Genomic DNA, 11,923 nt, shown 5'->3' with positions numbered 1-11,923 from the left:
TGGTGAAGACGAATGAATATAGGCTATATAAAACTTTATAGAAAAGTGACTAGTTCATTCGTATGGACCAATTCAGATATGTTTAAGCTCTGGACGCTCTGTTTAATGAAAGCTAGTCATGAGGGAAGGAAGTTTTTATTCAACGGTCAGGAAGTAGTGCTGTCAAGCGGTCAATTCGTCACGGGAGCCTACGCTATAGCAAAAGAGTTCAATGAAGGAGTCACACGTGACAAACAGATTTCACACAGAACTCTATGGAGATGGTTGAAGAAATTTGAAACTGAGGGAATGTTGTCAATCAAATCAAGTACAAAATACAGCGTCATATCAATACTTAATTGGTCTGAATACCAGACGAGTGACAAACAAGTGACAAGCAACCGTCAATCAACTGACAATCAACTGACAACATACAAGAATGATAAGAATGATAAGAATGATAAGAATAAAGATATTAATGTCACAACTCGTAAAAAACGAGTCTATGACGACGATGATCCTAATAAAAAGTTGGCCATCCTTTTACTAAAGAAAATAAGGGAAAGACAAAACATAAAAGAACCGGATTTAAATACCTGGGCTAACACTATTAGATTAACAATTGAGATAGACGATAGAAGTGGGAAGGAAGTTCAAGATATGATTCTTTGGTCGAGTAACCACGACTTTTGGTCAGGTGTTATTCTATCCCCAACGAGTCTTAGAAAGAACTTTGATAAAATGTCTGTCCAAATGAAGCAGAAGCCGAAAAATAATAAATTTAACTCAAGTCGAAAAGAATCACTACCAAACTGGGCGGAAGAAGCACCAGTAACTGAAACACCGCTAACAGAAGAAGAACAAGCGGAATTTCAAAGACAATTAGCAGAATTGGGGAGAGAGAAATGAAAATTATTATACCTGGTCAACCTGTTCCACAAGGGAGACCAAAATTTACAACTAAACCATTCATGAGGGCATATGATCCTCCGAAAAGTGCAGCTTATAAAAAAAAGGTAGCTATGGTTGCCGCAAGGAATAAGCCGGAAAAATTATTGCAAGGACCTTTAGCTGTAGAAATATATATCTATAAAGAAACGTTGAAAAGTTTCTCGAAAATAAAAAAAGAACAGGCCGAAAACAAAGAGTTACGCCCAATCACTAAACCTGACGCTGACAACTACGCTAAAGGAATACTTGATGCACTTAAAGGAATCGTTTGGGAAGATGATGGCCAAGTCGTTAAGTTGATTACTGAAAAATTTTATTCAAGTAATCCTAGGGCAGAAGTTATTATTAGTCCGTTGGAAAGTCAGCAGGAGACATTATTTTAGGAGGACGAAAGATGAAAATTAAACAAATAACTTTTACAGATGAAACTGGAAAATTCGATTTTAGACAAGGATTGAAAATTGAAGTCGATGGTCAAGTAAAAATGAGCTTTTTAGACGGGGAACCTGAAGATGCGAATATTGGACGTGATTTTAAAGGAGTTAATAATATCTTAGATTTAATAGTAGAAGCATTTGAAGCAGGACAACAAGGTAAAGAACTGTTGATTAATCATGTTAATGTAACAGATTTAAATAAATTCTAGGAGTGAAAAAGATGACACAAGATATTGAAATATTAGCTTATAAAAGTGAAGAAAAAGGCGGTTTTATAAACCATACTGCAAACGTTAAGACAGGTAGATTTATAACAGAACAAAATGAGGAAGATTTTGTAGGTGATGTGAGTACCAAGGTAGGATATCACCCTGGTGGATATGGTCTTTATAGAGTTAATCCCGTAATTAACACAGAAGAAGATGAGTATTCGTTAAAGTGGGAAACGTCGAATAGTTGCGATTAATTAAAAACAGAAAGTAGGAAAAATAAATGACAGTAGAATTTAGACCAACAGTAAAAAGTATTAATATCGCAAGTGAGGATCTAACGAAAATCACTTTGGAAGTTAAGAACGATAGCTTAAACGGGAAATATGATGAGTTAAGAAAGTTTTCAAACAAAACAGTCAGTGTCTTAATCATTCCTGAAACATACAGCTTCATCATACCTTTTGATAAATCAACGAATGCAGCAACATTAAGATATGAAGTGGAATCAGATGGTACTGTTAACCTGGTCAAAGAGGAACAGGTACAGCTTGATGTTGATGGTAAGGGTAATGTAGATATCTTTAATAAGAGTTTTTCTATTGAAAAAGATGTGATTGATGATTATATCTTGAACGCTCCTAACATCAAGTTCCCAGGAGAGATTAACCCTAGAGAAGTACTAAGCCAGCTGGAAGATGAAGTGAGTTTGTCTGAAATAGCTGATTATTTCGAAATGTCAGAAACAACGTTATTAACGGAATTAGAGCATGCTAGAACACAGTTGGCACCTTTTGCTCATGCGTGGAATACTAAAAAAGAAGCAGGAGAGATAACCGGGAAAATAATCTCTACAATCAGTAATGACGAATCGAATGAAGTTGTAGAGCAAGAAGGCGATACGATGGTCACAAATGAACAGGAACAAATTGAAGTTGATCGTGAAGAACCGGAAACCGCTGCTGATGAAGCAGCTCCATATTAGTGGACACTATGGAAGCAGGGGATATCATTCGAGGAGTTACATTAAGAAATGAAAATATTATCTTCACAGGTGAGATCGTACACATTAAAGAAAGCAGCTATGTTGTTTCCAATGGCAGTAGCAGGGAGATGATACGGAAGGAGAACGCTGAGTTGATAAGTAAGCGTAAGATCATTGAAAAACGTTGTTCTCAATGTGGGGCAATGCAAGATATGGATAACTTTAGAAATTTGAAGAATCAGAAGAAAGATAAAGTATGTAAAAGTTGTCGAGCTATTGCAATCAGGGATGGTAAAAAGAAGGAACGTGAATCTCAGTTAGGTAAAAAAGTGGAAGACCTAGTGGCTTCAGTGAATAAGGAGTGTCAAAGTATGGAAAGTAACATTGAAATGATTAATGAAGAAGTTAAAAGATGTGTTCGGGTAGGTAAGGGATTTATTGATGTTGATTTTGATTCCGAGAAGGCTTGTTTGAGTTTAAACCCAATGGAAGCTACTAACTTTCAGAAGGCAGATGTTGCGAACCAAGTGGCAGAAGATTATGGCGGAACGGTCGCGGAACTAGTTAGTCAGGTTTTTATAAGAGTCCCAGCGAAGTAAGTTAATCTAGGAGGAATGAGGGGTGGTGTTTTGAGGTTTCAATGGTTAAAGGATTATCAAGAACTTGATGAACAGATATTATATATCAAGTGGAATTTAAACAAAAGCAAGTTGGAACTCGATCGTTGGATTAATGGAGACCTGGCGAACGTTAAGCTAGAAAATAATTCAAGGTCTTCTTCTTTAGAAGAAAACATAGATAAAATGTTAAACGAACTAGACAGATTAAGTCATCAGAAAAAAGAACTTATAACGTTAGTCGATTCTTTTGCAGGTGTTGAGAACCAAATTGTAAAACTCAAGTACATTGATAACCTCACTCTAGAAGACATAGCTGAGATAACAGGCTATAGCGCATCATATATAAGAAAGAAACATTCAGACATACGTAATACTTTAAAGTTTGTAGATGAATACGAATCAAGGCGTGATGATCGTCAGAACAAAATAAATGAGGTTGAGTATTATGAAACAGGAATACTTGATGATAATCAATTATCTTTATTTTGAAATGTATCATAAATGTATGGTCATAGACGGTATTCAACTATTGCTTTAGATAGGTTATTCTATTAGTGTAGTAATTTAACTTTTCACCCGACAACTATCTCTCCCAAGAAAAGGTTGTCGGGTGTTTTGTTTATAAGACAAAATACTCCTTTCCTCTATCTTAAATGGTAGGGTTTCTGTTATCATTAGAGTAATGATAACGAAAGGAGGTGCTTAGATGATTTCAGGAAAAGCTAGTTTTAAGTGTAGTAACAAAGACTGCAACGAAAAGATTGTGGTGAACGGTTCTGATTTTGATATCCAAAATACATGGACAGATGATGATAGAGGGATGGGAGCGGAAGAAGGTTACGATGGAACTTTAATTGTAAATTGTCCTAATTGTGACGAAGAAATTGAAGTATCGTTTGAGTTTACAGAATACCCTGTAGGGGCACCTAACTATGAAAATGGTCCCAAGTTTGATAAAAAAGTATCAGAAGTAGAAAGTACGTTATCAATTTTTGGATAACAACCTGACACTCACAATCGTGGGTGTTTTTATTTTTTTGTATCATATAATCTTACTTGTTAATTTTTCTTATTCACATTTCTTCTTTTGTTCGGTATGATTCTTTTATAAGGACAAAAGGAGAGATGAAGTAAATGTTAAATGGAGATAATTTGGGAACAGTGGCTGAGTGGGTTGGAGCTATATTATCAGGAGTAGCATTAATAATGATTGTTTGGCAATCAAAAAAGCAAAAACAAGTTGATTATGAACTTGAGTATAGTAAAGTTAGACCTTTTTTTATAGTTAAATTTGGTTTTATGGGCTGTGGTAAACAAACGGAAGTATTATTTTCTGCGAAATCAACGAATCAAAAAGAAAACATTGTTGAGGTAATAAACAATATTATTGATGACTATACTGATGGTACACCTAATGAGCCTGATTTTACATATTCAATTCCAGCAATTAACATTATTAACGTGAACGAATATACTGTTTTTGGGGTAAAGGTGGTTATTAATAATAAGGAAGATATAGGAATTAATAAAATTAAGTTAAAATCTGGGGAAGATATATTAATTACAGATACTGCAATAGCTGCAACTGTAAGTGGAGCTATTGATGATCCTATTGATTTTCCTTATGACACAATAGATATTTATCTGACAACTATTAGAAGAGAGCAAATTAAACTAAATTATAAATGGGACAGAGAAACTAAGAGGTTTGATTATAATAAAGAAAATTCGATTATTGGAAATAAAACTGATATAAACAAGGAAATATACAAAATAAATGAATCTTCCAATACTTATACATTCGGGGTAAAAGATATAGATTGTTATAGTGAAGACTAAACACCTAATTAACTTAGGTGTTTTTATTATGCCAAAAACCAGAAAGGATGACAGTCGTGACTAGAAAGTATGCAAGACCACGTGATGATATCGATAAGCTATACAAGACCTCAAGATGGAAGAAGGTTAGAGTAGTCATCATCAGTCGTGACTACGGCATGTGTCAAGAGTGCAAGCGTCGTGGCATTATCAAACGTGGGAACATCATTCATCACAAGATAGAAGCACGTGATGATATCAATCAGTTCTACGATGAAGATAACCTTGAATGTATCTGTCCTGCTTGCCATAACAAAGAACATCCGGAACGATCAGGTGGACAGAAACAACGCAAAACAACCCGTTCTACCGTCAAGTTCTATGCAAACAACGAGAAATAAGCCGATTTATGAAATCAGAAAACAAGAAAAACTGAGATATACCCCCCTCATGCAAAGGTTGATGTATCAACGTTCAGGAGAACGGTGCAGTCCTTCCTTCACAGAATTACCGCTTTTGAAAGTTTTTAAGTAGTCGCTTTTGAGATTTTTTAAAGAAAGGAGTTGATATTATGGCTAGACCAGCAAAGAGTGCTAAGTTGCAGTTGTTGCAAGGCAATCCAAACAAACGGAATGTTGATGAGCTAAAAAAACGCGCTGAAATGGAAGAGCGTTTGAAGATGAAGAGTGATGAAATCATAGCGCCATCTTGGTTGGATAAGGTTGGGAAAGAAACCTTTGATTTTATCAAGGACGAATTATTATCTATTGAATTGATTGAGAATCCAGATACGTTTGCAATTGCGTTGTATTGTAGTTGGTACGCTGAATACGTTCATCTGATAAAGCAGTATAAAAAGATGAAGCGTGATCACAAGAAAGCGTATAAGGAGCAAGTGAAGAAAGGGACCGATATTACATTGTCACCTGAACTTTACGGAAACCCACTATCCAAACAAATGGATACGTGTTCTCGTAATATGCGTTCCTTTGGTTCTGATTTAGGACTATCACCATCTGCTCGAGCTAAGTTAGCCATAAAATTAGCTGAAGAAGAGGCATCTAGTGATGAAGATGACGACAACTACTAAACCAGTTATCGACATGAATTACACGGAGTTAATCTCTTGGTGGGAAGACTTTAAAGAAGGCATGGCTTCCTGGGGTGGTTATCTATTAGAGCCGTACCCAGAACTACTAACAACTTGGTATGCTGAACGTGTTATTGATTTTGGGGAGTTAGAGGACCAATCCACTTGGACGCCATGGGCCCCAATGATACCAGCAAGTAAATTAATCATTCAAGCAGCTAAAAGGCACATGAGGGATCTAGAGAGACAAGGAACAGATGATTTCCCCTGGATATTTGATGAAGAGAAAGCGCATCGGGCTATTCGGTTCATTGAGAAAAAGTGTAAGCCGTCAAAAGGTGAAGCTAGGCAAATCGTTGCACAACCCAATCAGCATTTTGTGATAGGTAGCATTTATGGTTGGGTGCATAGAGATAGTGGTATTAGAAAATATCGTGAAGCTCTGGATTTTGTATCACGTAAAAATGGTAAGACAACAATTGTTTCAGGACTAGCCAATTATATGCTAGGAGAAGATGGGGAACACGGTGCCAATATTTATATCTTGGCCAACTCACAAAAACAATCCAATATCTTATTTGAAGAATCAAAGGCAATGATTAAAGCGTCTCCCTTCCTTTCTAAAAAATTAAAAGCAATGTCTAGGGAAGTCCTTTATCCTAAAATGAATTGTAAGATGGAAGCCATGTCTGCGGAAAAATCAAAAGATGGTGAGAACTTACATTTTGGTTGTTTTGATGAGGTACATGATTTTAAAGATTATGGCCTTATCAACGTTATGAAACGTTCAAGGGGTATGAGAAGGCAACCATTAATCATGTACATTACCACCGCAGGGACAGTCTTAGATGGTCCACTGATGGAGATGTATGAAAGTGGTGTGGATTGTTTAGAGCACTTAGAGGACGACTTGGACGAGCGTATGTTTTATTACTTGGCGCAATTAGATAAAGTAGAAGAGGCAGATAATCCAATGATGTGGATGAAAGCTAACCCTAACCTTTGTTTAATGGATGTCGTCAACCTTATCACAGATTACAAAAAGGATAGAACGAGTCCAAAAGAATTAGCCGATTGGATAACGAAACAGTTTAATCTATTTTCGGATATTGATGAATTATCATTCGTTGATATGCCGACGATTAAAAAGAATAACAAAATCATTGATATAGAAACACTTGCTGGTAGAAAATGTATTGGTGGTTTTGACTTATCAGAAACAGAAGACTTTACGTCTGCCGTTCTAGAATTTCCTCTAGATAATGGCGACGTTTTTATTTTGCAGCACACTTGGATTCCACAAGCAAGATATGAACGAGATGGAAATCAGGAACGGATTCAGCAATGGGAACGAGACGGTGATTTAACGATTATACCTGGTGATTACGTGAAGTTTGAATATGTGTATGACTGGTTTGTTGAAATGTCTGATATATATCAAATCATTCAGATTAATTACGATAAGGCAAAAGCGTTATTCTTAAACAATGCTCTAAAAAATTATGGCTTTGTTACGAAAGAAACTCGACAAGGCTTCTTAACGTTGGGCGGACCAATGCAAAACTTCAAAGAATTATTGTTAGACGGGAAAGTTATTTTTAATAACTCTCGTCTTTTTGTTTGGTATTTATCCAATGTGAAGCTAGTCAAAGATAGAAACTCAAACTACATGCCATCGAAACAATCTAAGAGTCGTAAAATCGATGGTGTTGCTGCTGCTTTAAACTGTCATGTTGATGTTGTCGATATTCTTTCCAAACCAGTTAGCAGTGGTGAGCTGACGTACTATTCAGTGAATGATTTATTAAATATGTAAGGATGTGATAAAAATTGGGATTTTTAACAAGCATTAAGAATTTTTTTACAGGTTCACAAGAAAATAGTAAACGAGAAGAAATATCTTTTAATGATCCTAAGCTGGTTGATTATTTAGTAGGTAGTGAGGAGATATCAGAAGCAGCCTTTTCAGTTGTTGGTAAGGTATCGAACACGTTTGCTTCACTCCCTTTGAAGATGATTGACAAGGATTACAAACAGCCTACTGATTGCAGCGCCTTTAACATTATGAAAGAGGGCCCAAATTATTTAACGCGGTTTGATTTTTTTAGAGACATTGAAACGTTACGTAATTTGACTGGTAATGCCTACGTTCAATTATTTAAAAACAACAGTGGGAAAATTATTAACATGTCACTATTGAAGCCAGGTGTTTGTCATCCCGTTATTTTAGATGGTGGTGAATTGTATTATCAGATTCAAGGCAAAGAAGGTAAGGCAATCTATGTTCACTACATGGAAATTCTTCACTTTAAGCATATTCGTTTAGGTGGCGGGGTTTTAGGTTCTAATCCGCTTGATATTCTCAATAATTCTCTAGCCTTTGATGAAGAGGTTAGAAAGATATCATTGAAGCAGTTAAACGGAACAAATGAAGGTATCAAAGTAAAATTCGCTACTAACATGAATGAAGAGGATAAAAAGAAAGCAGTGAAACAAATTGCCAATTTTTACCGGGAAAATGGCGGACTGATTGTAGAAGAAAATGGAACAGAAGTTGATAGAATCAAACGTGATTTAATCGATGCTAAGTTGCTAGATATAGATAGTATCACTAAAAGTAAAATTGCTATGGTCTACAACGTTCCGGAACATTTTGTGAGTAGTGGCAAGGGTGTTAGTTATAACTCCCAAGAACAGCTGAATATGGAGTTTTTAACCTATAATTTATTATCAACAGTTACGCAATACGAAGAAGAATTAAACAAGAAAACATTAGAGCCTGGACAAAAAATGAAGGGCTATCGTTATAAGTTTAATGTTGCGGGTCTCTTAAGAGCTGACACTCAAACGAGAGGGGCTTTTTATCAGATTATGAGGCGTTCGGGTGCGTATTCAGCTAATGAGGTTCGTTTGTTAGAAGACCAGGAGCCGTCTGATTTAGACGGTATGAACGACTATCATATATCAGGGGACTTATACTCAATAGGAATGGATCCCTCGTTGCGTAAATCAAACAAAGGAACAGGAGTGGACTAGATGGATGTGATTATTAATCAAGAAGGTGTTTGTAAAAAATCAGATAAAGACATTGTTTGGGGTGCTTTGATGTCACGTTGTCGGCAATTAGAGCGAATGCTTGATAAAAATTACTTATCACCAATGGAACATTTGGCATTCAGAGATGAATACGAACGGACTTTTGCCTTGACTGAAAAGTATCGGAGGGGCAATTAGTGCAAACAAGAAAAGAAAACTTTTTAAAGTTTATTGATAATGCGATTGCGAACGGTAAAGGGATGGAAGTATCTATTGAAAACCCTAAAGAACCACAACTAGAATCAGTGGGCAATTCCAACGCCTATCTATCAACCAAGAAACGTTACTACGAACAGAATTTTGATAGTGAGTTACGTTTTATTAATGATAAATCGATTGTGATTAAAGAATACAGAGTAATCTAACGATTGCTTTTTTATTTTAAATAAAATTATGAGGTGATATTAAAATGGCGTATAAAGTTCAAGTTAATGGCAAAGAAATAGTTTACGGACCTTATGTAACTAGAAGTAGGTTTAGTAGCGAAGAGTGGAAAGCTATTCATAAAGAAATGATTAGAAAAAACTATGATGAAAAATATGAAGAAAAATTAAATGATGAAGACTTTATTTATTTTGCTGGTGAATGTATTGATTTATCAGAAAGGTATGAAGCGTTGTTGGAGCTATTACCACAATCAACATACAGTAAAGCTGGTACACATCCAATTTGGATAGCAAATGAAGTAGAAGAAAATACTTTGAGAAAATATTTAACAAGAGACGATGTCGCTATGTTTATTGAAGAGTCTGAAACGTTGGAAGAATTAAAAGAGGAGTTAAAAGAATATTTCGAGATAAAAGCTAAAGTCTAATCACTAGGCTTTTTTATTTTGCATTGAAGGGAGGTGACAAAATATGCCAAGAATTTCAGTAAGAGGAGATGTCGTGGATGATGATACGGCGTGGCTATACGATTGGTTTGGAATCGAATGTGTGTCACCTAAAAAGATACGTGATGTACTAGCAGATAATCATTCTGAAGAAATAACGCTAGAAATTAACTCTAGTGGTGGAGATGTCATTGCTGCTAGTGAGATTTATACAATGCTACGTGGACACAATGGTAACACGGTGGCGGAAGTATTTGGTTTAGCTGCAAGTGCCGCATCCGTTATTGCTGTGGGTTGTAGCAACGTAAGAATTTCGCCAACCGCTCATATTATGATTCATAATGCTTCAATCGTGGCTTCAGGTAATAAAGAGGAATATCAACAATTGACTCAATTATTAGCTGGTATTGATGAGTCAATTATTAATGCTTATGAAGCTAAAACAGGATTAGCAAGAGAAGAAATTGCTAATTTAATGAAACAGGATAAATGGTTCAATGCGCAAGAAGCGGTAGAAAACGGGTTTGCTAATGAAGTGATGTTTGATGAAAAGATAACAATTACTAATAGCACTTCTAACATCATTCCAAAAGCTTCAGTCAACAAGCTGAAAGAATTGATTATCAAATCTGAGAAACAGATTGAAGAACCGAAAGATATCTTATCTTTAACACAAAAAAAAATAAACTTATTAAAAGGAGAATAAAATATGAATTTAGAAGAATTAAAAAATGCCTGGGTTGAAGCTGGTAACAAAGTTGGAGACCTAAATGCAAAATTAAACGCAGCACTAATCGATGATACAAAATCAGAGGAAGATGTATTGTCTTTACAGAATCAAGTTAAGACAGCACGTGCAAAACGTGATGGATTAAAAGAACAAGTAACAAATGTGGAAGCAGAACAAATTGCTAACTTAGAAAAAGTGAAGCCGCTAGATCAAGGCGAATTAGAATTAAAAGATAAATTCATTGGCGATTTTAAAGCTATGATGGTTGGTAACCCACAAATCATGAATGAGTTAAATTCTGATACTGATGATAGTGGTAATGCTATTGGCTTAACAATCCCTGGTGATATTCGAACAACCATTAACACATTAGTACGTCGCTTTAATTCATTGCAAGAGTTCGTAAGAGTGGAACGCGTCACAACAAATAACGGGTCACGAGTGTATGAAAAAATGGCTGATATGAAGCCTTTAACTAAACTAGATGATGAGTCGGGTAAAATTCCTGATAATGATGATCCACAACTTTACATCATCAAATACTTAATCGCACGTTATGCTGGTATCAATACAGTAACGAACTCATTATTAAAAGATTCTGCTGAAAACATTTTAGCGTGGTTATCTGATTGGGTATCTAAGAAAGTGGTTGTTACTCGTAACGAAGCAATTTTAAAAACATTAGATGGTCTTAAACACAAAGCAGACGCTAAAACGATGGATGATATTAAAACAGCTAAAAACGTAACACTTGATCCAGCTATTTCTGATATGTCTATGTTCTTAACAAATCAATCAGGCTATGACGTTCTAGATAAAATTAAAAAAGCAGATGGTTCTTATGCTTTGCAAAAAGACGTGACTTCAGCAACAGGGTTTATTTTCTTAGGTTTACCAATTGCTCGTATTTCAGACCGATTCTTGAAAAATAAAGGAAAGAAAATGCCTTTATATTTAGGGTCACTCGAAGAAGCTGTAACACTTTATGACCGCGAACAAATGTCATTACTTGCTACTAACATTGGTGGCGGTGCTTTTGAAACAGATACAACTAAAGTGCGTGTGATTGACCGTTTCGATACTCAATTAGTAGATGATGAAGCAGCGGTGTTAATCCAATTTGAAGCCATTGCAGATGAAAAACCAGTAACACCAGGAGAATAGAGGTGATAGTCA

The 11,923-nt window shown here is 35.7% G+C and carries 18 protein-coding genes; all 18 read left to right on the top strand.

All coding sequences use genetic code 11. The annotated features are described in order from the left end of the window. The first annotated feature begins 12 nt into the window (after window positions 1-12). Window positions 13-888: a hypothetical protein gene (locus ACVWM0_RS05940; RefSeq protein WP_476471729.1), complete on the top strand. Its 876-nt coding sequence runs from the start codon at window positions 13-15 to the stop codon at window positions 886-888. Then, complete coding sequence (locus ACVWM0_RS05935; RefSeq protein ID WP_476471728.1) at window positions 885-1,313, top strand: RusA family crossover junction endodeoxyribonuclease; 429 nt, start codon at window positions 885-887, stop codon at window positions 1,311-1,313. The genes ACVWM0_RS05940 and ACVWM0_RS05935 overlap by 4 nt, the downstream gene beginning before the upstream one ends. A gap of 11 nt (window positions 1,314-1,324) precedes the next feature. Further along, complete coding sequence (locus ACVWM0_RS05930; protein ID WP_476471727.1) at window positions 1,325-1,576, top strand: hypothetical protein; 252 nt, start codon at window positions 1,325-1,327, stop codon at window positions 1,574-1,576. Window positions 1,577-1,587: 11 nt separating this feature from the next. Continuing rightward, window positions 1,588-1,833 (top strand): hypothetical protein, encoded by a 246-nt coding sequence (locus tag ACVWM0_RS05925; RefSeq protein ID WP_476471726.1) that lies wholly within the window; start codon window positions 1,588-1,590, stop codon window positions 1,831-1,833. A 26-nt stretch (window positions 1,834-1,859) separates the two neighbouring features. Beyond that, the gene (locus ACVWM0_RS05920) at window positions 1,860-2,561 is read left to right on the top strand and encodes a hypothetical protein (RefSeq protein ID WP_476471725.1); all 702 of its coding nucleotides are present in this window, start codon (window positions 1,860-1,862) and stop codon (window positions 2,559-2,561) included. After that, window positions 2,561-3,160: a hypothetical protein gene (locus ACVWM0_RS05915; RefSeq protein ID WP_476471724.1), complete on the top strand. Its 600-nt coding sequence runs from the start codon at window positions 2,561-2,563 to the stop codon at window positions 3,158-3,160. The genes ACVWM0_RS05920 and ACVWM0_RS05915 overlap by 1 nt, the downstream gene beginning before the upstream one ends. Before the next feature lie 30 nt (window positions 3,161-3,190). After that, complete coding sequence (locus tag ACVWM0_RS05910; RefSeq protein WP_476473673.1) at window positions 3,191-3,670, top strand: RNA polymerase sigma factor sigma-70 region 4 domain-containing protein; 480 nt, start codon at window positions 3,191-3,193, stop codon at window positions 3,668-3,670. Window positions 3,671-3,887: 217 nt separating this feature from the next. Next, window positions 3,888-4,181, top strand: coding sequence for a hypothetical protein (locus ACVWM0_RS05905; RefSeq protein ID WP_476471723.1), 294 nt, complete (start codon window positions 3,888-3,890; stop codon window positions 4,179-4,181). Window positions 4,182-4,315: 134 nt separating this feature from the next. Continuing rightward, complete coding sequence (locus tag ACVWM0_RS05900; protein ID WP_476471722.1) at window positions 4,316-5,020, top strand: hypothetical protein; 705 nt, start codon at window positions 4,316-4,318, stop codon at window positions 5,018-5,020. Window positions 5,021-5,076: 56 nt separating this feature from the next. Continuing rightward, a complete protein-coding gene (locus ACVWM0_RS05895; RefSeq protein ID WP_476471721.1) occupies window positions 5,077-5,400 on the top strand; it encodes an HNH endonuclease signature motif containing protein in 324 nt (107 codons plus the stop codon). Between the two features lie 170 nt (window positions 5,401-5,570). Next, window positions 5,571-6,089, top strand: coding sequence for a phage terminase small subunit P27 family (locus tag ACVWM0_RS05890; protein WP_476471720.1), 519 nt, complete (start codon window positions 5,571-5,573; stop codon window positions 6,087-6,089). After that, on the top strand, window positions 6,073-7,905 hold the full coding sequence (locus tag ACVWM0_RS05885; RefSeq protein WP_476473672.1) for a terminase large subunit: 1,833 nt from the start codon (window positions 6,073-6,075) through the stop codon (window positions 7,903-7,905). Before ACVWM0_RS05890 ends, ACVWM0_RS05885 begins: the two co-directional genes overlap by 17 nt. 14 nt (window positions 7,906-7,919) lie before the next feature. After that, window positions 7,920-9,125, top strand: a complete 1,206-nt coding sequence (locus ACVWM0_RS05880; RefSeq protein ID WP_476471719.1) for a phage portal protein — start codon at window positions 7,920-7,922, stop codon at window positions 9,123-9,125. Next, window positions 9,126-9,323 carry a hypothetical protein gene (locus ACVWM0_RS05875; RefSeq protein ID WP_476471718.1) on the top strand — a complete coding sequence of 66 codons (198 nt, stop codon included), beginning with the start codon at window positions 9,126-9,128 and terminating at the stop codon, window positions 9,321-9,323. It begins immediately after the preceding gene. Continuing rightward, on the top strand, window positions 9,323-9,550 hold the full coding sequence (locus tag ACVWM0_RS05870; protein ID WP_476471717.1) for a hypothetical protein: 228 nt from the start codon (window positions 9,323-9,325) through the stop codon (window positions 9,548-9,550). Before ACVWM0_RS05875 ends, ACVWM0_RS05870 begins: the two co-directional genes overlap by 1 nt. Window positions 9,551-9,594: 44 nt before the next feature. Then, window positions 9,595-9,999 carry a hypothetical protein gene (locus ACVWM0_RS05865; RefSeq protein ID WP_476471716.1) on the top strand — a complete coding sequence of 135 codons (405 nt, stop codon included), beginning with the start codon at window positions 9,595-9,597 and terminating at the stop codon, window positions 9,997-9,999. A 43-nt stretch (window positions 10,000-10,042) separates the two neighbouring features. Beyond that, complete coding sequence (locus tag ACVWM0_RS05860) at window positions 10,043-10,723, top strand: head maturation protease, ClpP-related (RefSeq protein ID WP_476471715.1); 681 nt, start codon at window positions 10,043-10,045, stop codon at window positions 10,721-10,723. 3 nt (window positions 10,724-10,726) lie between these two features. Beyond that, the gene (locus tag ACVWM0_RS05855) at window positions 10,727-11,911 is read left to right on the top strand and encodes a phage major capsid protein (protein WP_476471714.1); all 1,185 of its coding nucleotides are present in this window, start codon (window positions 10,727-10,729) and stop codon (window positions 11,909-11,911) included. The last annotated feature ends 12 nt before the right edge of the window (window positions 11,912-11,923 follow it).

Source organism: Vagococcus sp. 211 (assembly GCF_056322705.1).
Note: the sequence above shows the minus strand (reverse complement) of the source record. Positions and strands in the feature narration are given on the sequence as shown.